The 24,157-nt window shown below is 74.4% G+C and carries 19 protein-coding genes; 9 read left to right on the forward strand and 10 right to left on the reverse strand.

The annotated features are described in order from the left end of the window. Window positions 1-70: 70 nt before the first annotated feature. From ABZ117_RS01590 to ABZ117_RS01600, 3 genes are all read right to left on the reverse strand, one after another. Window positions 71-1,837: a TIGR03767 family metallophosphoesterase gene (locus ABZ117_RS01590; RefSeq protein ID WP_356816344.1), complete on the reverse strand. Its 1,767-nt coding sequence runs from the start codon at window positions 1,835-1,837 to the stop codon at window positions 71-73. Between the two features lie 492 nt (window positions 1,838-2,329). Beyond that, window positions 2,330-3,211 (reverse strand): pyridoxamine 5'-phosphate oxidase family protein, encoded by an 882-nt coding sequence (locus ABZ117_RS01595; protein ID WP_356816345.1) that lies wholly within the window; start codon window positions 3,209-3,211, stop codon window positions 2,330-2,332. A 2-nt stretch (window positions 3,212-3,213) separates the two neighbouring features. Beyond that, window positions 3,214-3,654 carry a VOC family protein gene (locus tag ABZ117_RS01600; RefSeq protein WP_356816632.1) on the reverse strand — a complete coding sequence of 147 codons (441 nt, stop codon included), beginning with the start codon at window positions 3,652-3,654 and terminating at the stop codon, window positions 3,214-3,216. A 124-nt stretch (window positions 3,655-3,778) separates the two neighbouring features. Here ABZ117_RS01600 and ABZ117_RS01605 point away from each other — a divergent pair, with 124 nt between their 5' ends. Together ABZ117_RS01605 and ABZ117_RS01610 are read left to right on the forward strand one after the other, a co-directional pair. Further along, window positions 3,779-4,321, forward strand: a complete 543-nt coding sequence (locus ABZ117_RS01605) for a CGNR zinc finger domain-containing protein (protein WP_356816346.1) — start codon at window positions 3,779-3,781, stop codon at window positions 4,319-4,321. 153 nt (window positions 4,322-4,474) lie between these two features. After that, the gene (locus tag ABZ117_RS01610) at window positions 4,475-7,774 is read left to right on the forward strand and encodes a S8 family serine peptidase (RefSeq protein WP_356816347.1); all 3,300 of its coding nucleotides are present in this window, start codon (window positions 4,475-4,477) and stop codon (window positions 7,772-7,774) included. Between the two features lie 253 nt (window positions 7,775-8,027). Here the strand turns inward: ABZ117_RS01610 and ABZ117_RS01615 are convergent, their stop codons facing one another. Together ABZ117_RS01615 and ABZ117_RS01620 are read right to left on the reverse strand one after the other, a co-directional pair. Then, window positions 8,028-9,554, reverse strand: a complete 1,527-nt coding sequence (locus tag ABZ117_RS01615) for a hypothetical protein (RefSeq protein WP_356816348.1) — start codon at window positions 9,552-9,554, stop codon at window positions 8,028-8,030. Window position 9,555: 1 nt separating this feature from the next. Beyond that, window positions 9,556-10,104, reverse strand: coding sequence for a sigma-70 family RNA polymerase sigma factor (locus ABZ117_RS01620; protein ID WP_356816634.1), 549 nt, complete (start codon window positions 10,102-10,104; stop codon window positions 9,556-9,558). A gap of 330 nt (window positions 10,105-10,434) precedes the next feature. On the opposite strand from ABZ117_RS01620, the gene ABZ117_RS01625 reads away from it, so the two are divergent. The 3 genes from ABZ117_RS01625 to pepN all read left to right on the forward strand — a co-directional run bounded on the left by ABZ117_RS01625 (window position 10,435) and on the right by pepN (window position 14,790). After that, window positions 10,435-11,454: an aspartate-semialdehyde dehydrogenase gene (locus ABZ117_RS01625; protein WP_356816349.1), complete on the forward strand. Its 1,020-nt coding sequence runs from the start codon at window positions 10,435-10,437 to the stop codon at window positions 11,452-11,454. A gap of 332 nt (window positions 11,455-11,786) precedes the next feature. Then, window positions 11,787-12,041, forward strand: a complete 255-nt coding sequence (locus ABZ117_RS01630) for a hypothetical protein (protein WP_356816350.1) — start codon at window positions 11,787-11,789, stop codon at window positions 12,039-12,041. Between the two features lie 175 nt (window positions 12,042-12,216). Then, window positions 12,217-14,790: an aminopeptidase N gene (gene pepN, locus ABZ117_RS01635; protein WP_356816351.1), complete on the forward strand. Its 2,574-nt coding sequence runs from the start codon at window positions 12,217-12,219 to the stop codon at window positions 14,788-14,790. A 95-nt stretch (window positions 14,791-14,885) separates the two neighbouring features. On the opposite strand, the gene ABZ117_RS01640 is transcribed toward pepN, so the two are convergent. Further along, window positions 14,886-15,923, reverse strand: coding sequence for an EamA family transporter (locus ABZ117_RS01640; protein WP_356816352.1), 1,038 nt, complete (start codon window positions 15,921-15,923; stop codon window positions 14,886-14,888). A gap of 156 nt (window positions 15,924-16,079) precedes the next feature. Between ABZ117_RS01640 and ABZ117_RS01645 the strand changes: the two genes are divergently transcribed. Next, window positions 16,080-16,583 carry a MarR family transcriptional regulator gene (locus ABZ117_RS01645; protein WP_356816353.1) on the forward strand — a complete coding sequence of 168 codons (504 nt, stop codon included), beginning with the start codon at window positions 16,080-16,082 and terminating at the stop codon, window positions 16,581-16,583. A gap of 73 nt (window positions 16,584-16,656) precedes the next feature. Here the strand turns inward: ABZ117_RS01645 and ABZ117_RS01650 are convergent, their stop codons facing one another. Beyond that, entirely contained in the window at window positions 16,657-18,276 is a 1,620-nt protein-coding gene (locus ABZ117_RS01650; protein ID WP_356816354.1) for an FAD-dependent monooxygenase, read from the reverse strand. Window positions 18,277-18,507: 231 nt separating this feature from the next. Here ABZ117_RS01650 and ABZ117_RS01655 point away from each other — a divergent pair, with 231 nt between their 5' ends. Then, window positions 18,508-19,098: a TetR family transcriptional regulator gene (locus ABZ117_RS01655; RefSeq protein WP_356816355.1), complete on the forward strand. Its 591-nt coding sequence runs from the start codon at window positions 18,508-18,510 to the stop codon at window positions 19,096-19,098. Between the two features lie 138 nt (window positions 19,099-19,236). Here ABZ117_RS01655 and ABZ117_RS01660 read toward each other — a convergent pair whose 3' ends face one another. The 3 genes from ABZ117_RS01660 to ABZ117_RS01670 form a co-directional block, all read right to left on the reverse strand. Beyond that, window positions 19,237-19,524: a hypothetical protein gene (locus ABZ117_RS01660; protein ID WP_356816356.1), complete on the reverse strand. Its 288-nt coding sequence runs from the start codon at window positions 19,522-19,524 to the stop codon at window positions 19,237-19,239. Between the two features lie 152 nt (window positions 19,525-19,676). Further along, the gene (gene malQ, locus ABZ117_RS01665; RefSeq protein ID WP_356816357.1) at window positions 19,677-21,785 is read right to left on the reverse strand and encodes a 4-alpha-glucanotransferase; all 2,109 of its coding nucleotides are present in this window, start codon (window positions 21,783-21,785) and stop codon (window positions 19,677-19,679) included. After that, window positions 21,786-22,040 (reverse strand): hypothetical protein, encoded by a 255-nt coding sequence (locus tag ABZ117_RS01670; RefSeq protein ID WP_356816358.1) that lies wholly within the window; start codon window positions 22,038-22,040, stop codon window positions 21,786-21,788. Between the two features lie 158 nt (window positions 22,041-22,198). On the opposite strand from ABZ117_RS01670, the gene ABZ117_RS01675 reads away from it, so the two are divergent. Next, window positions 22,199-22,807 (forward strand): RNA polymerase sigma factor, encoded by a 609-nt coding sequence (locus ABZ117_RS01675; protein ID WP_356816359.1) that lies wholly within the window; start codon window positions 22,199-22,201, stop codon window positions 22,805-22,807. Next, window positions 22,804-24,102 carry a zf-HC2 domain-containing protein gene (locus tag ABZ117_RS01680; protein ID WP_356816360.1) on the forward strand — a complete coding sequence of 433 codons (1,299 nt, stop codon included), beginning with the start codon at window positions 22,804-22,806 and terminating at the stop codon, window positions 24,100-24,102. Before ABZ117_RS01675 ends, ABZ117_RS01680 begins: the two co-directional genes overlap by 4 nt. The last annotated feature ends 55 nt before the right edge of the window (window positions 24,103-24,157 follow it).

The raw sequence follows: 24,157 nt of genomic DNA on the forward strand, positions 1-24,157 counted from the left end.
CGGTGCGGTCGCGGGAAGGGACCGCGGCCGGGGCGCGGGGGTTGCGCGGGCTGGGCCGGTTGAGTGATTCTCAGCCCTTCTTGAGGACCAGTTCCGTGTTCCGGTCGGCCGCGTGGCCCGCGAGGGCCCTGTTGGCGCCGGGGGCGTTGTAGGACAGCTCGCGGTAGAGCGCGGCGAGACCGGTCTGGGAGAGGTCGGCGTAGTCGGTGCGGTGCGGGGCGGCGGCCTCGATCAGCGTCGTGAACAGGGAGATCGTGCCGTCCTTGTTGTCGGCCAGTTCGATGACCCGGGCGAGCTGGGGGAAGTCGACGTGCGAGGCGGTGGAGACCTCCCAGAAGGAACGGCCGCCGGAGGCCCGGTGCGGGGTGACGACGTTCTTGTGGATGTGGCCGTTCACCCAGGCCAGCACGTTGGCGTGGGCGGACAGCACGGAGATCACCTCGGCGCCGCCGTGCCGCTTCTCGCCCGGACGGGACGGGTCGGGGCGGGTGTTGGTCATCGTCGTGCTGGTGTGGTGGCTGAAGACGACGGCGTACGAGTCCTTGTGCTCCTTCAGCGTCCTGTCGAGCCACTTCAGCTGGGCGGTGCCGATCGAGCCCTCGTAGTGGCCGCCGGCGTCGGTGGTGTCGAGGCTGATGCCGATGACGTCGTCGGACACGCGGAAGGCGTAGTACTGGGTGCCCGCGTCCAGGTTGGCCGAGGAGTAGCCGTGCCCGACCGGGCCGGCGCCCTGGTGGGCGGGGTCCAGATGGGCCTTGAGGTAGTCCGCCTGGGTGTACGGGGCCCGCTTCTCGTCCGGCGTGACCGCGCGCATGGAGCGGGCGTGGGCCTTGAGGAAGTCGCGGTAGCCGGTGCCCCGGGGGTCCTTGGCGTTCTTGATGGCGTCCTGGAGCTTCTTGGCGTCGGCGGCGGGGACGCTCAGCAGCTTCCGGCCGCCGATGGCCGCCTCGGTGAGGTAGGGGTCGCCGTGGGAGCCGTAGCAGCCGAGCGGGAGGGCGTCGTGGTTGCCGGCGGTGGAGTACCAGGGCAGGTCGAGGCCGGGGCTGCGCACCTCGCGGATCGCGGCGGCCAGGAAGCCCTTCAGGTAGGGGAAGCCGAGCGCCTTGTCGTGGTCGCGGGCGCCGGAGCCGGGCTGCCAGTACAGCGGGAGGCCGCTGTTCTGCACGCCCTCGTAGTGCTTGGGGTCACCGGAGTTGGGGGTGATGCGGCCACCGCTCATCACCTTCATGAACCACTCCAGTTCGGAGTGGGCGTTGTTGTCGGTGTTGTCGCCGGTGGTCATCACGAAGTGCAGCGGGGCTCCGGTGACCGGGGCGCCCCGCAGCGCGTTGACGCGCTCCACGAGGGAGATGGCGCCGGGCACGGTGAGGGCCTCGTGCGGGCGCCAGGCGTGCACATCGTGGGAGCGCAGGTACTCCAGGCGCAGCGGGTGCTGGACGTCCATCAGGTGCAGGTCGGTGAGCTGCACGAACGCGGCGAGGGCGGTACGGCGGGCGGCGCGGCCGGATCCGGGCGTCGCCAGCTCGGTGCGCACGACCCGCTGCCAGCCGGGCCCGTCGCCGAGGCGGCGGTAGCCGGAGCCGTTCCGCGCGGTGGCGACGGAGGCGACGGTGGTGCCCTTGGTGAAGGGGGCGAGCGGGGTGGTGGCGGCCTGCCGGGAGTGGGCGACGGGCGTTTCCTCCGCCGCCCCGGCGGAGGCGGCGGTGGCGGCCCGGCTGTCGGTGGGGCGGAGGGCGTAGCCGGTGCCCGCGGAGAGCGAGACCGCTCCGGCGGCGGCGAGGACGGTACGGCGGTTGACCCCCGCGGCAAAGGCGGCGACAGAGCGTGTGCGCGACATGGCGCGATCTCCCCGGGTACGAACGCGTCGGCAGTGGTCGCGGGCCGTCACGGACGCGAACGCCCCGCTCACCATGGATCGTTGGCAGCGGGGATGGCCTGCGCGTGAACGCGGTGGCAACGCGTGACGCCGATCACCGTACGTGGATCACGGGGTACCGGGCGCGGCCATGGAGTGGATCGCGGACCGCCGGAGACCGGTCACTCCCCGTTCACTTCACGGGGTAGGGGAGGGACCCCGGGCCGGTGCCGGCCGAACCGGCGCACACACCGGAGGAGTTGGCCGCCGGTGCCTCGCGCTCGCGGACGGCGGGGCGGGAGGAGGCGGTGCGGGAGGGGGGAGGAAGCCGATGCGGGAGGGGGGACGAGCCGGTGCGGGAGGAGGGAGCCGGTGCGGGGGAAGGACCGGTCACCCGGCACGGTGACCGGTCCCTTGCCGACTGCCGCCCGCCGGGCCGTCCTTCGGCGTCAGTCGGCGGCCCGTCCGGCGGCGTCAGTCGTCCGGGTCGGCCGGTGAGTACTCCGGGGCGGACCAGCGCAGCGGCACGGCGGCCGTGGTGCGGACCGCCTCCGTGACGGTGAAGCACACGGTCCGCTCGCCGGCGTCGGAGAACTCGGTGCGGGCCTCCCCGGTGAGCTGGAGGGTGCCGCCCGTCTCCCAGTCGAGGAAGAGCAGGCCCGCGCGCGGGTCGGCGTACAGGTTGCCGAGGGTGAGGAACATGGCGTTGCCGGGGTAGTCCGGCCAGCGCAGCTCCCCGGGTGAGGTGACGCGGACGAAGCCGGGGCTGCCGCCGCGATGGCTGACGTCGGCGCCGTCGCCGTGCACGGTGCACACGAAGAAGGTGTCGGCGGCGCGGACGAAGTCCACGTCGGCCGGCTCCAGTCGCCCGGTCCGCCGGGCGGCGTCGGGGGTACGCCCCTCGACGCGCTCGTAGGTCTGTCTGCGCCGGATGTAGCGCGGGCAGTTGCCGAACACCTGGTCCGCCTCGACGGCGAAGCCGCCCGCGGTGGGCCGTGCCCGGCCGTTGAGGCGCAGCCGGCGGCGGGTGCGCGGGTCGAGGACGATGCTGCCGACGGGCGTGCCGGGGGTGGCCAGGGCCGTCGCGAGAGGGTCGGTCGGGGGTGGCCCTCCCGCGACGGAGATCTGCCGGGGCCCGGTGGCCCGGATGAATCCCGGAGTGCCCGTGACGGGCGAGGTCCACACCCGGCCCGTCGCCGGGTCCGGCCCGCCGACGACCAGCAGGGGCTGCCGGCCGAGGAAGGCGGCGGCGGCCACGCTGATGTCCTGGCCGAGGGCGCGGCCCGTGCGGTCGGCCCGCTCGCGCACCCCCACCAGCTGCTGCACGGCGAGCGAGCCCGCGTGATAGGCACCCATGTCTAGAAGAAACCGCAGGTCGGGGTGGTGCCGTGCGGGGCGGGGGCGCCCTGGGCGCCGTCGGGCACGGAGATCTCCAGGCGGGTGCCGTCGGGGTCGTGGAAGAAGATCCCGCCCGAGGCGGCGCCCTCGCGGTGGGCGACCACGCCGTCGTGGGCGAACTCGACGCCGGCCGCCCTGAGCGCCGACTCGTACTCCCGGACCCGCTCCACCGAGTCCGCGGTGAGGGCGAGGTGGTGCAGTCCGGCCCGGGTGCGGTCGTACGCCCCCCGCGCCTGCTGCCACAGGGTCAGCAGCGGCGGGCCGCCGGCCTCCCCCAGGAACGCGAAGCGCCGGTCGTCCTCCTTGCCCTCGCCGAGGAGGGCGAAGCCCAGTACGTCGCGGTAGAAGGCGAGGGAGCGGTCGAGGTCGGTGACGTTCAAGCCGGTGTGGCCCAGGCGCAGGGTCGTGGTGTGTCCCTTCGGGAACGGAGAAGTCTCTAACCTTCGTAAGTGACGCTAGGCGGTTGAAGACAGGTGCGTCAACCGGTCACGTACACTTGAGGGGTTAGACGAGAAGGAGTGCCCGATGACCGCCGCCCGCGATCCCCGCCCGCTCACCGGTGAGCCCCTCGCGCTCGACCTGCTGAACACCCGCTGGAACCGGGACGGCGTCATCCAGGACCTGCTCGCCCGCGCCGACGGGCCGGCGGTGTGGCTCGCGAGCAACGGGCTGGCCGGCGCCCATCCGGCCGGCGCGGAGGTGGGGCGCCACCTGCGCGAGGCGCGCGAGGCGCTCAAGGCCGCGGTGGACGGGTCGCCGCAGCAGGCGGCGCCGCTCGTGGACGCCGTCCTGGCACACGGCCGGATCCGGGCCCGGCTCACCCCCGAGGGCCCCGCCGAGGAGCCCGAGTTCGCCGACCCGTCCTGGGGGCCGGCCTGGCTCGCCGCCCGGAGCTATCTGGACCTGCTGACCCGGGCCCCGGAGCGCATCCGCACCTGCTCCGGAACCGGCTGCGTCCTGTACTTCTTCGACACGTCCCGCAACGGCACCCGGCGCTGGTGCTCGATGGCCGCGTGCGGCAACCGGGCCAAGGCGTCCCGGCATTACGCCCGTTCCAAGGAGAACTGAGCACATCCGGACGAAACAGTCCGGACCGCCGCACATCCCATCGCGGGTTTTCCCCATACATCCATATCGATTCGGTCAACGGACCCCAAAGCTCGGGCCCTTGCGTGAAGCTGAGCGCTCTCGTCCGCTCGTTTCTCCACCTGAGGGATGCCGATGACCCACACGCCCGAGCGTGATCCGATACCCGGCCCGAGACGCCTGACCCGCATGGCCATGGCCGTGGGTGTCGTGGCCGCCCTCTCCGCGGCCGGACCGGTACCGCTGGCCCTCGCCGCGGACACGCCGGCCGCCCCGGCCACCGCCGGCCCCGGCGTCAAGTCCGCCGACGACAAGCTCGGCCCGGACGACGCCGCTCTGCTCGCCGACGCCAAGGCCGACGGCGACAAGACCGTCACGATGATGATCGCGACCTCCCCGGGGAAGACCGAGCAGGTCGCCGGGGAACTGGACGCGGTCCAGGGCGGTCTGGTCGGCCGCACCGACGACAAGCTCGGCTACGTCCGCGCCACCGTCCCGACGAGCCGGGCGGACGCGGCCATCGCCTCCGCCGCGAAGCTCTCGACCGTGCGGGCCATCGACCTCAAGCAGGAGATCCCGCTCGACGACCCGACGCCCCAGGGTGCCAAGTCACCGGCCGGCAAGGCCGCTTACCCGGGTCCGGACCGCAGGACCCCGGCGGAGAACCCGTACAACCCGTCCTTCGAGACCGGTGCCGTCGACTTCGTCGCGGACCACCCGAAGGCGGACGGCCGCGGCATCACCATCGGCATCCTCGACTCCGGCATCGACCTCGGCCACCCGGCGCTCCAGAAGACCACCACCGGCGAGCGCAAGATCGTCGACTGGGTGACCGCGACCGACCCCGTCACCGACGGCGACGGCACCTGGCGTCGCATGACCACCGCCGTCTCCGGCCCGTCCTTCTCCCTGACCACCCCCTCCCAGGGCACCGAGAAGTTCACGGCGCCCGAGGGCTCGTACAAGTTCAACTACATGTACGAGTCCGCCACCGCGGGCGGCGACGAGAAGGGCGACCTCAACCGCGACGGCGACACCACCGACGCCTGGGGCGTGCTGTACGACCCGGTCGCCGGCACGGTCCGCGTCGACACCGACGACAACCTGGACTTCACCGACGACACGCCGATGAAGCCGTACAAGGACGGTTACCAGGTCGGCTACTTCGGCACCGACGACCCGTCGACGGACGTCGCCGAACGGGTCCCGTTCGTGGTCGAGACCCGCAAGGACGTCGTCTACAACGCCGCGGGCGCCAAGGCCGACTACGTCAACATCGGCGTCATCGAGTCCGAGCACGGCACCCACGTCGCCGGCATCACCGCCGCCAACGGCCTGTTCGGCGGGAAGATGAACGGCGCGGCCCCCGGCGCCAGTCTCGTCTCCTCCCGAGCCTGCACCTGGAGCGGCGGCTGCACCAACGTCGCCCTCACCGAGGGCATGATCGACCTGGTCACCAAGCGCGGCGTCGACATCGTCAACATGTCGATCGGCGGCCTGCCCGCGCTGAACGACGGCAACAACGCGCGCGCCGAGCTGTACACCCGGCTCATCGACACCTACGGCGTCCAGCTCGTGATCTCCGCCGGCAACTCCGGCCCCGGCGCCAACACCATCGGCGACCCCGGCCTGGCCGACAAGGTCATCTCGGTCGGCGCGGCCATCTCCAGGCAGACCTGGGCCGCCAACTACGGCTCGGCCGTGGAGACCAAGTACCAGATGATGCCCTTCTCCTCGCGCGGCCCGCGTGAGGACGGCGGCTTCACCCCGACCCTGACCGCGCCCGGCGCCGCCATCAACACCACCCAGACCTGGCTGCCGGGCTCCCCGGTCGCCGAGGCGGGCTACGCGCTGCCGGCCGGCTACTCCATGCTCCAGGGCACCTCGATGGCCTCCCCGCAGGCCGCCGGCGCCTCCGCGCTGCTGCTGTCCGCCGCGAAGCAGAAGGGCATCGACCTGACGCCCGCCGGGCTGCGCACGGCCCTGACCTCGACCACCGACCACATCAAGGGCGTGCAGGCCTACGAGGAGGGCGCGGGCCTCATCAACGTCGGGGACGCGTGGGAGTCGGTCAAGGACGGCGCCGCCGCCCACGACTACACCGTCAAGGCACCGGTCGACACCGCGCTCGACGGCGCCCTGAAGACCCCGGGCTACGGCACCGGCCTGTACGACCGCGAGGGCGGCCTGAAGGCCGGGCAGAAGAAGACGTACGACGTCACGATCACCCGCACCTCCGGCCCGGACCAGGCGGTCCGGCACGAGCTGCACTTCGAGAACAACGCCGGCCACACTTTCCGGATCGTCGGCGACGACGTGGTGCGGCTGCCGCTGAACCAGCCGGTGACCGTCCAGGTCCAGGCGGCCCCGGCGTCGGCCGGCATCAAGAGCGCGATCCTGGAGGTCGACGACCCGCGGACCGAGGGCATCGACAAGCAGGTCCTCGCCACGGTCGTCGTCGCCGACCCGGTCCACTACACCTTCTCGGCGTCGGACTCGGTGCAGCGCAACAGCACCCGGTCGTACTTCCTGGCCGTGCCCGAGGGCGCGAAGTCGCTGGAGGTCGCGATCGGCGGGCTCAAGGACAAGAGCCAGACCCGGTTCGTCGCCATCCACCCGTACGGCGTCCCGTCGGACAACACCGGCACCCCGTACTGCTACAACAACTACCTGGACGGCAACGGCTGCAAGCCGGACGTACGCTCGTACGCCGACCCGCAGGCCGGCGTCTGGGAGGTCGAGGTCGAGGCCCGGCGCACCTCGCCGCTGCTCGACAACCCCTACCGGCTGGACGTCTCCGTCCTCGGCGCCGCCTTCGACCCCGAGACCGTGACCGTCCCCGAGGCCAAGGCCGGTACGCCGACCGCCGCCTCCTGGAAGGTCACCAACACGTACGCGGCACTGGACGGCAAGCTCACCGGCGGTCCCCTCGGCTCCGCCAAGACGGCCCGCCCGGCCATCAAGGAGGGCGAGACGCAGACCACCACGGTCGACGTCCCGGCCGGCGCCACCTCGCTCGACGTCGCCATCGGCGGTGTCTCGGACGCGGCGGCCGACCTCGACCTGACGGTGTACGACTCCTCCGGCAAGGAGGTCGGCAAGTCCGCCGACGGTGACTCCGAGGAGGCGGTCTCCGTGCCGACCCCGGCCGCCGGCACCTACACCGTCCAGGTCGCGGGCTACTCCGTCCCGTCCGGCTCGACCGACTACGACTACCGGGACGTGTTCTTCTCCACCGCGCTCGGCTCCGTCACGGTCGACGGCTCCGCACCGGTCAAGCTCGGCACGGGCGACTCCGCGACGGTGACCGGCCAGGTCACGGCCGCCACCGAGGCCCCGGCCGGCCGGGAGTTCTTCGGCCGGGTCCAGCTGGTCGACGCCCGCGGCACGGTCGCGGGCACCGGCAGCGTGAAGATCGGCAAGGTCACGCCGTAACCGGCTGACCCGAGCGGGGGCGGGCTTCCTGACGGAGGCCCGCCCCTTTTCTTCTTCGGTCCACCACCGGCCCCGCCTAGGTCGTGTCGTCGAACTCCCGCCGTTCGCCCGGAGGGCGGGCTCTGCGGCGTCAGGTGCGTGCTCCCGGCGTGCCGGGTCCTGACTCTCGTACTGGACGTACTCGGGTCGGGGCCCGGTGCGGCGAGAGTGCGTGCATGGGGTCGTGGAGCAGGCGGGAGTCTGACGACACGGCCTAGGAGCAGGGCATGTGGCGGGAGCCGGGCAGGGCGTCGGTGATCCAGGCGCGGGCGGTGGCCACCTGGGAGTCGCCGACGGCCCACACGCTCCCCTGCTCCTCGCCCCGGCCGACCCGCACGAGGACGTGCTGTCCCGTGCGCGGCGCCGGCCGCGTGCCGCCGTCCAGCAGGAGGCCGACCTCGGCGGGGCCGTGCGCCGGCTTGTACGAGCGGAGCACGGTCAGCGTGATCCGGCTGGCCGGGGAGTCCGGCAGCCGCCGCACCTTCGCCACGGTGCCCTCCACCACCAGCCGGGAACAGGCCAGCTCGCGTTCCGCGTCCGCCGGGCGCCCGGCGTCCCCGGCCGCCTTGCCCGCGGAGTCGGCGGCGCTCTGCGACGCGCCCCCGCTGTCCTCCGCCACGCCGCCGCCGGCCCTCGTCACCAGCCAGCCGAGGCCGAGGACCAGCGAGAAGGCCGCGGCACCGGCGAGCGAGCCGATCCCGATCCGCAGCGCCCGCCGCGACCGCCGCCCCGGCCGTCGCGGAGGGCTGGTACGACCCCGGGCACGGCGAGCGACACCCCCACCGGCCACGGCCCCTCCCGCACCCCCGGCCCCCCGGCCCCCACGGCTCCCCGCCTCCCGCGGCCCGACATCACCGGCCGCGGTGCCCCCGGCCACCGCATCCCGCACCTCCGCGCCCCCGGCCACCGGTCCACCGACCACCGCGCCACCAGCACCAGCACCAGCACCAGCACCAGCACCAGCGGACGGAGCCCCAGCGGCCCCGGCCATCGGCTCACCGGCCCCCGCATCCCGGACCACCAGCTCCCCGGCGCCCGGAAGCCGAGCCTCCACCTCCCCGGCGTCCCCGGCCACCAGGTCACCCGCACCGGCACCGGCACCCGCGGAGCGAGCGGCGGCCCCGGCCATCGGCTCACCGGCCCCCGCATCCCGGACCACCAGCTCCCCGGCGCCCGGAAGGCGAGCCTCCGCCTCCCCGGCGTCCCCGGCCACCAGATCACCGGCACCCGCACCCGCACCCGCGGAGCGAGCGGCGGCCCCGGCCATCGGCTCACCGGCCCCCGCGTCCCGGACCACCAGATCCCCGGCGCCCGCAGGACGAGCCTCCGCCTCCCCGGCGTCCCCGGGCACCAGGTCACCGGCCCCCGCACCCGCGGAGCGAGCGGCTTCCCCGGCTCCCGCATCGCCGGTCTGCGTGTTCCCGGCATCCACGTTCCGGGCCCACGGCTCACCGGCACCCGCGGACCGCCCCCCTTCTTCCCCGGCCACCGCACCCCCCGCCCCCGCGTCCCCACTCGTCCGTTCCCCCGTGAGTGCCTCGGCCAGCCAGTGGAGTCGGTCGCGCAGGAGGGCCACGTCGGCCTCGGCCGCGCGGTGGCGGCTGCGGAAGGCGGGGTCCCGGTGGGCCTCCTCCGGGAGGGGGTCGCCGGTGATCGCGGCCATGAGGGCGTCCATGCCGCCGTACTCCCCGGCGCCCTCCGCGCCCCGCACGCCGTCCGCGCCCTCGTGTTCGGCGGTCACGTCACACCACCTCGTCCTCGTGCAGCCGGTCGCGCAGCGCGCGGACCGCCGTGTGCAGCCTGCTCTTGACCGTGCCCTCCGGTATGCCCAGCTCCCCGGCGATGTCCCGCACGGGCAGGTCGGCGAAGAAGCGCAGGACGACGACCTGCCGCTGGGCGGCGGGCAGTTCGTCGAGGCCGCGGGCGACGGCGAGGGAGAGCAGGCTGGCCTCCTCGCCGGAGGGGTGCGCGGGCTCGTGCAGCGCGACGAGCCGCTCCCCCAACCGTTCCCGGCGCCGCTTCGCCCGGTGCCAGTCCATGGCCAGGTTGGAGGCGACGACCGCCGCCCACGCGGACACGTCACGCGGCGCCTCGTCTCCCCTCGCCGCGCGCTCCAGCAGCCGCAGCCGCACCTGCTGCACCCCGTCCGGCAGGTCCGACTGCGGCACCCCGCCGAGCGCGAGCACCGCCCGCACCCGGCGTTCCTGGGCCGCGTCCAGCGGATCGCCGACGGTACGGTCCGTACCGTCGGCGTACGCCCCCTGGTCGCGGCGCGCCCTTCCGCGCAGCACAAGCCACCCCCTCACGCGTCCGCCCCTACGACGCGGCGGCGGGCCGGAACGTTCGGCCGGCGCCGCGCGGGTCCAGAGGCGTACGTCACACCCTCGTATGGCCGCGGCCCCCACGGGCAGGGGCCGGACAGCACAGCTTGCGGCGCGGGCCCCCCGGGGAAGGAATATCTCCAGCTCAGCGGGGTTGCCGGGTGGATGTACGGAACTGTGTGCCGGTGAACCGTGTCCCACTCCTCGGGCACGCGCGGCAAAGGATTGGACAGGTGGGCCGGGGTTCGCCGCATGATGGAAAAGCCCCGGTCGGGCACGAGACACATAGAGGGAGTCGCTGTGAGGGTCGGAATCGTCGGAGCCACCGGTCAGGTCGGCACGGTCATGCGCAGGATCCTCACGGAGCGCGACTTCCCGGTGACGGAGCTGCGGCTGTTCGCCTCGGCCCGTTCGGCGGGGACCGTGCTGGACGGCGTGACGGTGGAGGACGCGGCGAGCGCCGACTACACCGGCCTGGACATCGTGCTCTTCTCCGCGGGCGGCGCGACCTCCCGGGCGCTGGCCGGGAAGGTCGCCTCGCAGGGCGCCGTCGTGATCGACAACTCCTCCGCCTGGCGCATGGACCCCGAGGTCCCGCTGGTGGTGTCCGAGGTGAACCCGCACGCGATCGCCGACCGCCCCAAGGGCATCATCGCCAACCCGAACTGCACCACCATGGCCGCGATGCCGGCGCTGAAGGTGCTGCACGAGGAGGCCGGTCTGGAGGCGCTGGTCGTCGCCACCTACCAGGCGGTGTCCGGCTCGGGTCTCGCGGGCGTGGCGGAGCTGCACGGCCAGGTGCAGAAGGTGGCCGCCGAGGCCGACAAGCTCACCCACGACGGCGCGGCGCTCGACTTCCCCGAGCCGCAGGTCTACAAGCGCACCATCGCCTTCAACGTGCTCCCCCTCGCGGGCAGCATCGTGGACGACGGTCGACACGAGACCGACGAGGAGCAGAAGCTGCGCAACGAGTCCCGCAAGATCCTGGAGATCCCCGCGCTGAAGGTCTCCGGCACCTGTGTGCGCGTCCCGGTCTTCTCCGGTCACTCCCTCCAGGTCAACGCCCGTTTCGCCCGCCCGGTCAGCCCCGAGCGCGCCACCGAGCTGCTCGCGAAGGCGCCGGGTGTCGCCCTCTCCGACATCCCGACCCCGCTCCAGGCGGCCGGCCAGGACCCGTCGTACGTCGGCCGTATCCGCCGCGACGAGACGGTGGACAACGGCCTCGCCCTGTTCATCTCCAACGACAACCTGCGCAAGGGTGCCGCGCTGAACGCGGTGCAGATCGCGGAGCTGGTGGCGGCGGAGCTGTCGGGCCGGTGACCCGCGTCCGCGACCGCGCGGATCACTGCGGAAAAGGGGCGGCCGGGAACGGCCGCCCCTTCTCGTATGTCCGTCTCGCGCCCGGGGCCGTCGCCGCCCGAGATGCTGAGTCCCCGGTGGGCGGCTAGCGTGAGGGAAAAGGGCCGCGACCGGGGCTGCGCCCACCGTCGGCGAGTGCCCTGTCCACCGGGGCGGGCCGCCCAAGCGGCGCAGGCCGTGCTTCCCGTCCCCCGCGGCAACACCTACGACCGCGGCGCGCGCATCCACCGCGGCCGCGGCGATCGCCCCCGTACCGGCAGCACCCCACGAGGGCGTGGAAGGAAGGCAGGCCCATGAAACCACTACGCGCGAGGCGACTGTTCGCGGGATCCGCGGTCGCCGTTCTCCTGGCCGGCGGCGCCGCGATCGGCGCGGCGGGCACGGCCTCGGCAGCCACCCCGGCCCACGTGCCCACCAACCGTGGCTGCTTCGATCGCAACAACGGCTGGTACGACAACTGCGACAACTTCGGCAACCGCGGCGAGAACGGGAACTTCTTCCCCAGTGGTTTCGGCGGCGGCGGTGTCGTGGTGATCGTGCTGAGCTGAACGCGGGCCGTGAGCCGGGCGGGTCCCCGTACCCGTCCGGCTCCGGCGTGCCACGGCCCGGGGTCGCCCGGAGCCGCCCGTCCCCGCCCCGCCGGCCGGCGGGGCGGGGACATCGCGTCGTGTGTGGATCCCATGGAAGGATGGCGCGACCTACCCATAACGAGGAGATGACCGCGTGCCTGGCACAAACCTGACTCGCGAAGAGGCGCAGCAGCGGGCCGAGCTGCTCACCGTTGACTCGTACGAGATCGATCTCGACCTCTCCGGCGCGCAGGAGGGCGGTACCTACCGGTCCGTGACCACGGTGCGCTTCGACGTGGCCCGCGGCGGCGCCGGGTCGTTCATCGACCTGGTGGCCCCGGCCGTCCACGAGGTGGTCCTCAACGGCGACCACCTGGACCCCGCCGAGGTGTTCGGCGACTCGCGGATCGCGCTGCCGGGGCTGCTGGAGGGGCGCAACGTCCTGCGGGTGGTCGCGGACTGCGCCTACACCAACACCGGCGAGGGTCTGCACCGCTTCGTCGACCCCGTGGACGACCAGGCCTACCTCTACACCCAGTTCGAGGTGCCGGACGCCCGCCGGGTCTTCGCCTCGTTCGAGCAGCCGGATCTGAAGGCCACCTTCCAGTTCACCGTGAAGGCGCCCGACGGCTGGACCGTCATCTCCAACTCGCCGACGCCCGAACCGGCGGACCACGTCTGGGTCTTCGAGCCGACCCCGCGGATCTCGACGTACATCACCGCGCTGATCGCCGGCCCGTACCACTCCGTGCACAGCGTGTACGAGAAGGACGGCCGCAGCGTGCCGCTCGGCATCTACTGCCGGCCCTCGCTCGCCGAGTTCCTCGACGCGGACGCCATCTTCGAGGTCACCCGGCAGGGCTTCGACTGGTTCCAGGAGAAGTTCGACTACGCGTACCCGTTCGCGAAGTACGACCAGCTGTTCGTGCCCGAGTTCAACGCGGGCGCCATGGAGAACGCCGGCGCGGTGACCATCCGCGACCAGTACGTCTTCCGCTCCAAGGTGACCGACGCGGCGTACGAGGTACGCGCGGAGACGATCCTGCACGAGCTGGCCCACATGTGGTTCGGCGACCTGGTCACCATGGAGTGGTGGAACGACCTGTGGCTGAACGAGTCGTTCGCCACCTACACCTCCATCGCCTGCCAGGCCGCCGCGCCGGGCTCCCGGTGGCCGCACTCGTGGACCACGTTCGCCAACTCGATGAAGACCTGGGCGTACCGGCAGGACCAGCTGCCGTCCACGCACCCGATCATGGCGGACATCCGCGACCTGGACGACGTCCTCGTCAACTTCGACGGCATCACGTACGCCAAGGGTGCGAGCGTGCTCAAGCAGCTCGTCGCGTACGTCGGCGAGGACGAGTTCTTCAAGGGCGTGCAGGCGTACTTCAAGCGGCACGCCTTCGGCAACACCCGCCTGTCCGACCTGCTGGGCGCCCTGGAGGAGACCTCGGGCCGCGACCTGAGGACCTGGTCGAAGAAGTGGCTGGAGACGGCCGGCATCAACATCCTGCGGCCCGAGATCACCACCGGCGCCGACGGCACCGTCACCTCCTTCGCCGTCCGCCAGGAGGCCCCCGCGCTCCCGGCCGGCGCCAAGGGCGAGCCCACCCTGCGCCCGCACCGCATCGCGGTCGGCCTGTACGACCTCGACGGCTCCGGCAAGCTCGTGCGCACCGAGCGGATCGAGCTGGACGTCGACGGGGAGCTGACCGACGTACCGCAGCTGGCGGGCAGGCCGCGTCCGGCGGTCGTCCTGCTCAACGACGACGACCTGTCCTACGCCAAGGTCCGCCTGGACGAGGAGTCGCTGCGGACGGTCACCGAGCACCTCGGCGACTTCGCGGAGTCCCTGCCGCGCGCCCTGTGCTGGGCGTCGGCCTGGGACATGACGCGGGACGCCGAGCTGGCCGCCCGTGACTACCTGGCCCTGGTGCTGTCCGGCATCGGCAAGGAGTCCGACATCGGCGTGGTGCAGTCGCTGCACCGCCAGGTCAAGCTGGCCATCGACCTGTACGCCGCCCCGGCCGCCCGCGAGGCCCTGCTGACCCGCTGGACCGACGCCACGCTGGCGCACCTGCGCGCGGCCGAGCCGGGCAGCGACCACCAGCTGGCCTGGGCGCGGGCGTTCGCGGCGACCGCGCGCACCCCGGAGCAGCTGGACCTGCTGGAGGCACTGCTGGACGGCACGCAGACGGTGGAGGGCCTGGCCGTGGACACCGAGCTGCGCTGGGCGTTCGTCCAGCGGCTCGCGGCCGTCGGCCGGTACGACGAGGCGGAGATCGCGGCCGAGTACGAGCGGGACAGGACGGCGGCCGGTGAGCGCCACGCGGCCACCGCCCGCGCCGCCCGGCCCACCGCCGAGGCCAAGGCGGAGGCGTGGGCGTCGGTCATCGACTCCGACAAGCTGCCGAACGCCGTGCAGGAGGCCGTGATCGGCGGCTTCGTCCAGACCGACCAGCGTGAGCTGCTCGCGCCGTACGCGGAGACGTACTTCGAGGTCGTCAAGGACGCCTGGGACTCCCGTTCGCACGAGATCGCCCAGCAGATCGCGATCGGCCTGTACCCGTCGGTCCAGGTCTCCGAGGAGACCCTGGCCCGCACGGACACCTGGCTGGCCGAGGCCGAGCCGAACGCGGCCCTGCGCCGCCTCGTCTCGGAGGCCCGCTCGGGCGTCGAACGCGCCCTGCGAGCCCAGGCGGCCGACGCGACGGCGGCCGGCTAACACCCCGAGGGCGCCCGGTGTTCACACCGGGCACCCTCGCGCTTCCTCATCGGAGAAGCCCCGGCCCACCGCCCGGCCGGGGCTTCTCGTTGTCCTCAGCCTCGTGGGGCCGGGACCGGCAGGGCTGTCGTGGTCGCGTGGCCCTTGCGCTCGGCGGGAACGGTGTTCCCGGCGGGAGCGGTGTTCTCGGTGAGAGCGGTGTTCTCGGTGAGAGCAGTGTTCTCTGCGGGAGCGCTGTTCTCTGCGGGAGCGGACGGGCGGGGGCGTCGGTCGCCCGTGAACTGTCCGGCCAGGGTCGCTCCGGTCGCCAGGGCCATGCCCGCGATCTGCACCGGCGTCAGCGCCTGGCCGAGGGCCGCCCAGCCGACGACCGCCGCGGTCAGCGGGGACAGCGGGCCGAGGAAGCCGGCCTGGGTGGCGGTGAGCTGGCCGATGCCGCGGAACCAGAGCCAGTAGGCGACGGCCGTGTTGGCCAGGGCGAGGTAGAGGTAGCCGCCGACGGCCGGGGCGTCGAGGGCGGGCGGGGCGCCCTCGACCAGGAGCGCGAGCGGCATGATGAGCAGGCCGCCGGCGGTGAGCTGCCAGCCGGTGAGCGCCAGCGGGCCGACGCCGTCGGGGCGGCCCCAGCGCTTGGTCAGGACCGTTCCGGCGGCCATGGAGCCCGTGGAGGCGACGGCCGCGAGGACGCCGGTGAGGTCGAGCGCCCCGGCCCCCCGCAGTACGACGAGGCTGACGCCGAACGCGGCCACCAGCCCGGTGAGCAGTGTGCGCAGGGTCGGCCGCTGCCCGAGCAGCAGCGCCGAGAGCCCGACGACGAACAGCGGTCCGGCGGAGCCGACGACCGCGGCCGTCCCGCCGGGCAGCCGGTACGCCGCCACGAACAGCAGCGGGAAGAAGGCGCCGATGTTCAGCGCCCCGAGCACGGCCGCCTTGACCCACCAGCTGCCACGCGGCAGCACCCGGGTGAGGGCGAGCAGCAGCAGGCCCGCGGGCAGGGCCCGCATCAGCGCCGTGAACAGGGGGCGGTCCGGCGGCAGGAACTCGGTGGTGACCGCGTAGGTCGTGCCCCAGGAGACGGGCGCGAGTGCGGTGACGGCGATGACGGCGCTGCTGCCCGGGCGGCGGGTGGCCATGGGAGGGCCCCTTCCGGTGAGGCGGTGACGGATCCGGTTGGATCAGCAGTGATTAGCTTAGCCGTAAGCTACTTAGTGTCAAGCGGCTTGCTTGTGGTCCAGTTTCTTGCGGGCCAGTTTCTTGCGGACGAGTGGCAGCGGGCCGATACTTCGCCCATGCAGCAGCAACAGCCGGCGGACTCCGTCGACGTGATCACCGAGCAGTGGGCGCGGGTGCGGCCCGACCTCGACACCCGGGCGATGGAGGTGTTCGGCCGGATCTTCCGGCTCTCGCGCGCGATGGGCGACCGCATGGAGCGGGCGTACAAGCCGTACGGCATCTCCCGCGGCGAGTTCGACGTCCTCGCCACCCTGCGCCGCTCCGGCGAGCCCTACACCCTCTCGCCCCGCGAGCTCTCGGCCGCCCTCATGCTGACCACCGGCGGGATGACCGGCCGCCTCGACAAACTGGAACGGGCCGGCCTGCTGCGCCGCTCCCCCGACCCGCACGACCGGCGCGGCCTCCAGGTGACCCTCACCGAGGAGGGGCTGCGGCTGATCGACGAGGCGGTCGCCGCAGGACTGGCGGAGGAGAACGCCGCCCTGTCCGCGCTGAGCACCGAACAGGCCGACCACCTGGCCGGCCTGCTGCGCGCCCTGCTCGACGCGACGTCCGAATAGCCGCCGTCCGGCGTCAGCCGACGGGGCCGAGGTGCCCCCGGTGTCAGCCGGCGGGGCCGAGGTGCCCCCGGTGTCAGCCGGCGGGGCCGAGGTGCCGGGCGAGGACCGCCGCGGTCTGCGCCGGGGTGGCCGCGTCGGCCGCCCAGGCCGCGTATCCGTCGGGGCGCACCAGCACGGTCGTACGACGGCCGCTCGCCCACCGCGCCACGGCCAGCCGGTCCGCGCGTCCGGGCCCCGCCTCGTACGGCTCCGGCGTGATCAGTACGAACCGGCCGCCGCGCAGCGCCTCGTGGAGCCGGCCGCCGCCGGCGAGGGCGACGTCCGGGACGCGGGCGCCGGTGAGCGGGTGGGCGCCGCGCGGCGCGGGGTAGCGGTAGCCGATGCCGGTGACCTGGCCGACGACCCTGCGCCGCACCGGGCCGACCGCGCCGAGGAACGCGGTGAGGGCCGCGCGGGCCGCCAGCGTCCAGGGGCGCCTGGCCATGGCGAGGCGGACGATCCCGCCGCTGCTGCGCAGCACCGCCCTGCCGACGGGGTGCCGTTCCGCCTGGTAGCTGTCGAGCAGTGCGGGGTCCGCGTGGCCGCCCGCGACCGCCGCCAGCTTCCAGCTCAGGTTCGCCGCGTCCTGGAGCCCGGTGTTCAGGCCCTGACCGCCGGCGGGCGTGTGCACGTGCGCGGCGTCCCCGGCGAGGAAGACCCGCCCCGCCCGGTACGCCGGCGCCTGCCGCTCGTCGCTGTGGAAACGCGACATCCAGCGGGCGTCGTGCATGCCGTAGTCCCGGCCGAGCGCGAGGCGGACGGTCTCCCTGACCTCCTCCAGGTCCAGCGGCTCGTCGTCCGGGACGTCGCGGGCGCGGTTCCAGCCGATCACCCGGTAATAGCCGTCGCCGAAGGGCGCGAGGAAGGCGAAGGCGTCACCCTCGGCGCCGGCGGTGAGCACCGTCGGGGGCCGCTCGGTGAGCCTGACGTCCGCGAGGACGACGGAGCGGATCACCGACCTGCCCGGGAAGGGCAGCCCGACCGCCTGCCGCACGGCGCTGCGCATGCCGTCGGCGCCGACCACGTACGCGGACCGGAAGGTCTCCGCGCGCCCGTCCGTGCCCCCGTCCGTAGGCCCGTCCGTGGGCTCGTCCGCATCTCCTTCCGTGTGTCCTTCCCCGTGCCCTTCCGCGCGTCCTTCCGGTCCGCGGGTCCGGACCGTCACACCGGTCGCGTCCTGCGTGAGGCCGGTCAGCTCCGTCTCGTAGCGGATGTCGGCGCCCGCCTCGACCGCGCGCCGCTCCAGCACCTTCTCCACCTCGTACTGCGGGAGGACGAGGAGGTGGTTGAAACGGGAAGGGAGGCCGGTGAGGTCGATGGTGAGCCGGCCGAAGAGACCGAGCCGGTCGAGGGGCTGCCCGAGGGCCTCCAACTCGTCGGCCAGGCCGCGGGCGTCGAGCTGTTCGAGGGTGCGGGCGTGCAGGACGAAGGCGCGCGAGAGGTTGCTGACCCGATGGGGGCGCTTCTCCAGAACGGTGACCGGGATGCCGGCGGTGGCGAGGTCACCGGCGAGCAGGAGACCGGTGGGGCCGGCGCCGACGACGAGGACGCGGGGGGCGGCGGTGCCGTCCGGGATGTCCGGGGTGTCCGGGGTGTCCGGGGCGGCTCCCGTGACGCTCTCGCCGGTGGTGGTCTTTCCCGTGGTGCCGGTCATGGTGGCCTCCTGGGTGCCAACGCTTGTTGGCCAACGCTCGGTGCCCGAATCGCGCTGCCAACGTTCGTTTGCCAACACCGGTGGGTCAACACCCGTTGGCCCACACCCGCGGGTCAACGTGCGTAGCGTAGGTCAACGTCCCTAGGTCAACGCTTGTTGGCAAGCGTAGAACGCCCCCCAAGCGCCGGTCAACACTTGTTGGCCCACACCCGTTGGCTTACGCTCGTCCCCATGACGGCCAGCATCCAGCCGAACCAGTCGGCCCCCCGGCCCCGCCGCTCCGACGCCACCCGTACCGCCATCCTCGCCGCCGCCCGCGAACGCTTCGCCGCCGACGGCTACGAGCGGGCCACCATCCGGGCCGTCGCCGCCGACGCGCGGATCGACCCCTCCATGGTGATGCGCTACTTCGGCAGCAAGGAGGGGCTGTTCGCCGCCGCCGTCACGCTCGATCTGCGGCTGCCCGACCTGGCGCGGGTGCCGCGCGAGGAGGTGGGCCGTGCGCTGGTGGGCCACTTCCTCGGCCTGTGGGAGGGCAACGAGGAGCTGAGGGCCGTCCTGCGGGTCGGTGTCACCAACCAGGCCGGGGCCGAGCGGATGCAGGGCATCTTCCGGGAGCAGCTGCTGCCCGTGGCGCGGCAGGTGTGTCCCGATCCGGAGCAGGCCCCGGCGCGGGCCGCGCTGTGCGCGGCGCAGCTGCTCGGGCTGGCCCTGACGCGTTATGTGCTGCGGCTGCCGCCGGCCCGGGAACTCACCCGTGAGGAGCTGGTGGCGTGGCTGGGGCCGACGGTGCAGCGGTACCTGACCGCGCCGCATCCCTGACCGGACCCGGCCGGAGACGGAAAACGCCGGGGGCGCCGGTCTCCCCCGGGTACGGCGTGCGCGCGTACCGGCGGGGAGGACGGGCGCCCCCGGCGACAGGACCGGTGAGCCCGGTCGGGCCTCGGCTCGGTCCGAAGCTCAGGCCCTGGCCTGGGCCTGGGCGTCGGGCTTGACGTCGATGTTGGACGAGGTGGTGTCCTTCCTGGCCCGCGACTTGTCCAGCAGCATCACCAGACCGGCGATCACCGCGAACAGCACCAGCGGGGCGAAGACGTACAGGCCCAGCGTCTCGATGACGCTCAGGCCCTTGCCGGGGTCGTCACCGTCGTCGCGGGTCAGCGCGAACGCGGGGGACGACATGAGCAGCATCATCAGCGTCGTACCGGCGGCCAGGGCGCCGGCGCGCAGGGCGTTGTTCTTGTCCACGGTGCCAAGTTAGCGAACGGCCGTGGAGTGTGCGCGTCCGGGGTGCCGCTAGTGGCCCGGGCATCCGCGCGGAAGAGCCCCGGGGACCGCCGTCCCCGGGACTCCGCCGCGGCCGTGTGCCGGCTCCGCCGCGGCCGTGTGCCGGCTCCGCCTCACTGAGCGGAGGGGCCGGGCCCGCGCAGTACGCCGAGCAGTCCCCGCAGCCGCGGGGAGCCCACCAGTTCCTCCAGGGGTACCGGCCGGCCCTCGGAGTCCGCGATGGGCAGGCGCCAGTTCGGATATTCGTACCAGGTGCCGGGCAGGTTCTGCGGGCGGCGGTCACCGATGCCGTCCGGAAGCCAGACGCCGATCAGACGGGCGGGGGTGCGCAGCAGGAAGCGGTGGACGGCACGGATCTCCTCCTCCTCGTCGGAGCCGGGCGGTCCGGCGGCCGGGGTGTCCAGCAGGCCGAGGCTGCCGAGCAGGGCGAGCCACTCAGCGGTGTCGGCGGCGACCTCCGCGCGTTCCTCGGCCGCCGAGCGGGTCAGCAGGCCGAGGCGGTCGCGCAGGTCGACGTGGTCGCCGGTGAGCCGGGCGGCGGTGGGCGGCAGGTCGTGGGTGGTGGCGGTGGCCAGGCAGTCGGCGCGCCAGCGTTCGGGGGGCAGGGGGCGGCCGTCGCCCTCCCAGTCCCGTTCGAACCAGAGCACGGAGGTGCCGAGGACCCCGCGCCGCTCCAGCGTCTCCCGTACGCCGGGTTCCACGGTGCCCAGGTCCTCGCCGATCACGACGGCCCCGGCGCGGGTGGCCTCCAGCGCGAGGATCGCGAGCATGGCGTCGGAGTCGTAGTGGATGTAGGTGCCCTCGGTGGGCGGGCTGCCCTGGGGGATCCACCACAGCCGGAACAGGCCCATGACGTGGTCGATGCGCAGGGCGCCGGCGTAGCGGAAGAGGGCGCGCAGCAGGTCGCGGTAGGGGGCGTGGCCGCAGGCGGCGAGCCGGTCGGGGCGCCAGGGCGGCAGGCCCCAGTCCTGGCCGCGGGCGTTGAAGGCGTCCGGTGGCGCGCCGACGGACATGCCGGCGGCGAAGACGTCCTGCTGGGCCCAGGCGTCGGCGCCGGAGGGGTGTACGCCGACGGCGAGGTCGTGCACGATCCCGACGGACATGCCGGCCTCGCGGGCGGTGCGCTGGGCGGTGCGCAGCTGGCCGTCGGTGAGCCAGGCGAGGCGGGTGTGGAAGTCGACGCGGCCGGCGAGAGCGGTGCGGGCGCGGGCGGTGGCGGCGGAGCGGGGGTCGTGGAGGCCGTCGGGCCAGTGCTGCCAGTCGGGGCCGTGGACCTCGGTGAGGGCGTACCAGGTGGCGTGGTCGTCGAGGGCCTGGCCGTGGGCGGCGCGGAAGGCGTCGTAGGCGGCCTGCCGGCCGGGGGCGAGGGGGACCTGGAGGACGAGTTCCAGTGCCTCCCGCTTCAGTTCCCACACGGCGTCCCGGTCGATGAGGGCGCCCTTGTCGAGGACGTCGGCGCGCAGCCGGTCGGCCCGCTCCAGCAGGGTGTGCAGGCGGTCGCGGTCCCGTACGTAGGCGAACTCGGGCACGTCCTCGACGCGCAGGTGGACGGGGTCGGGGAAGCGGCGGGAGGACGGGCGGTACGGGGAGGGGTCGGTGGGGGCGCCGGGTACGGCCGCGTGCAGCGGGTTGACCTGGACGAAGCCGGCGCCGGTGGTGCGTCCGGCCCAGCCGGCCAGCTCGGCGAGGTCGGTGAGGTCGCCCATGCCCCAGGAGCGGCTGGACAGCAGGGAGTACAGCTGGACGAGGAGGCCGTGGGAGCGGCCGGGCGGGGCGGGCAGCCGGGCGGGGGCGGTGACGAGGTGGGCCGTCCCCGTCCGTCCGTCGGGGGCGGTGGCGGTGAGGTGGTGCACGCCCAGGGGCAGGTCGCCCAGGGGCAGGTCCGCGGTGTCCTCGCGTTCCTCCCCGTCCTCGGTCAGGACGCGCAGCCGGGTGCCGGCGGGCAGGGCGGTGAGGGCGGCGGGCGGTTCGGCGCCGGCCCACTGGACCACGGTCGGGGGCAGCAGGCGTTCGCGCAGTTCGCGTTGGCGCGCGGCGAGGGCGGTGCGTACGGCGTCCGGGCCGGCCGCGTCGACGCCGAGGGCGGCCAGCGCGGCGGTGACGGCGGAGGCGGGGACCTGGACGGTGCGGTCGGGGGCGGGGCGGTAGGAGGTGGCGACCCCGTGCAGCTCGGCGAGCCGGGCGAGGTCGGGCGCGGGGTGCTCGTCGGGCGCCGCGGCCATCTACAGCCCCGGTACGAAGGAGGCCGGGACCGGGTCGGACTCGCTGGTCGGCGGGACGGTCTCGGCGAACGGGGGCTCGCTGGTCAGGGGTTCGGCGTCGGGCAGCGGCGGCTCGCTGGTCAGCGGTGTCTGCGTGTACGCGGTCTCGGAGTTGGAGGCGGACAGCCACGCCGCGTCTGTCTCGGCGGAGGGCTCCGCCACGTGTTTGCACTGGGCCGGGATGTGGGCCGGGATCGAGAGAGCCGGTGCGGCCACGGAGGCCTCCTTGTCGGTGTGCCGGAGGTACGGCTGTGGACGGGTTACGGGCAGGCCTACCCCGTGACGCCGTCGCCACGCGCGGCACCCGGCCGGTGCCGGGGTGATCCGGTTCCGGCCGGTCGACCGATAGAGGGGGTGTGAGACTGTTCCGCCCCATGGGGGGCCAGCGGGAGGACGACGACGCGAGCGGCGGGGACGCGGCCCTGCTGCGGGCGGTCGCGCGGGGCGACGCGGCGGCGATGGGCACCCTGTACGACCGGCACGCCGGGTGGCTGCACGCGCGGCTGACCCGGCGGTGCGCCGATCCCGAGGTGGTGCGTGAGGTGCTCCAGGACACGTTCGTCACGGTGTGGCGGTCGGCGGCCGGGCACCACGGGCAGGAGGCCGGCGGCTGGCTGTGGACGATCGCCGCGCGCCGGCTGGTCGACGCGCGGCGGGCGCAGGAACGGGCCGCGCGGGTCGCGGGACCGCCGCCGGAGCACGGGCTCCCCGCCCGGTACGAGCCCGCCGCCGCGCCGTCCGCCGAGGACCGGGTGCTGGCGGGACTGGAGTACGGCGATGTCGGCACCGCGCTCGACCGGATCTCCCCCGAGCTGCGCGAGGTCCTGCGGGCGACGGTCGTCGACGGGCTGAGCACCCGTGAGGCGGCCCGGCTGCTCGGTATCCCGGAGGGCACGGTCAAGTCCCGGGCCCGGCGCGCCCGCGCGGAACTGCGCGACGCACTCGACCGGTTGAACCCGTCCCCGGTGGGAGGCACGGCATGACGCACCCCGGCAGGCGGCCCTGGCACGCCTGCGACGACCTGGTGACCCGCTACGCCGAGGGCACGCTCCCGGAAGCGGACGCGTGGTCCCTGGAGAAGCACGTGGAGACCTGCACGGGCTGCGCGTCCCGGGTGTCGGCCGCGGTGCGCGGTACGGCGGCGGGGACGGTGCTGGCCCAGGTTCGAGCGGCGGTACTGGAGCCGACACGGGCGCGCACGGCAGTACCGGAACCGGCGCACGCACGGGAAGGGGCGCCGGAACCGGCACGGGCACAGGCACAGGCACGCGCGGCAGTACCGGAGCCAGCACACGCACGCACGGCAGTTCCGCAGCGGGCGCCGGTGCGGGGGCAGGCGGAGGTGCCGGGGCCGGCGGACCCGGCGTGGCAGGGGGGCGCGGCGCCGGAACCGCGCGCCCGCCGGAAGCCCGGGCGGTCGGCGCCGACGCGGTTCGCGCCGTCCCGGCTCCTGCGGCTGCTGTGGGCCGACGGGCCCGCCGTGCGCGGGGCGTGGCTGCCCGCCGTGGCCGCGCGGACGCGGGTAGCGGCTGCCGGGCCGGGCGCGGACGTGGCGGAGGAGCAGGGGGCGGCCCAGGATCCCCGGCGGTCCGGGCCGTCCAGGTTCCCGCGGCTGCCGTGGGCCGGCCGGGCCTTCGGGGGGACCGTGCCGTCGCGGTTCCTGCGGCTGCTGTGGGCCACCGGGCCCGCCGTGCGCGGGGCGTGGCTGCCGGCCGTGGTGGCGGTGGCCGTGGGTGCGCTGGTCCTGTCGTACGGGGCCGGCTACCCGGGGGCGCGGGCGCTGCTGCTGGCCGTCGCCCCCCTGGTGCCGGTCGCCGGGGTGGCCCTGTCCTACGGGCCGCACGCCGATCCGCTGCACGAGGTGGCCGCGGCCACGCCGGGCGGCGGACTGCGGCTGGCGCTGACCCGTACGGTCGCCGTGCTCGCGGTGAGCCTGCCGCTGCTGACCCTGGCCGGGCTGCTGCTGCCCGCCTCGGGCGCCCCGGGCGCGGCGGCCTGGCTGCTGCCCGGGCTGGCGCTGGCCCTGGCCACGCTGGCCCTGGCCTCGTTCACCGGGTGCCGGACGGCGGCCGGGGTGACCGGGGGCGGCTGGCTGCTCGCCGTGCTGGCCGCGCCGGCCACGGCGCCGAGCGGTGCTGCCACCGCGCGGCTGGCCGGGCAGCTGTCCCGCTGCCTGGACGGGGCCGCCGCGCAGAGCGGGTGGGCGGCGGCGGCCGCGCTGAGCGCCGCCCTGCTGCTGGCGCGCCGCCCGGTGTACGACCGCCCGCTGCGCCCCTGAGTCCACCGCGTGGCCCTCGGCGCGCCCCTCCCCCGGTTCCGGACCGCGGCACGCC

It is taken from the genome of Streptomyces sp. NPDC006309 (genome assembly GCF_040613095.1).
Lineage (GTDB): Bacteria > Actinomycetota > Actinomycetes > Streptomycetales > Streptomycetaceae > Streptomyces.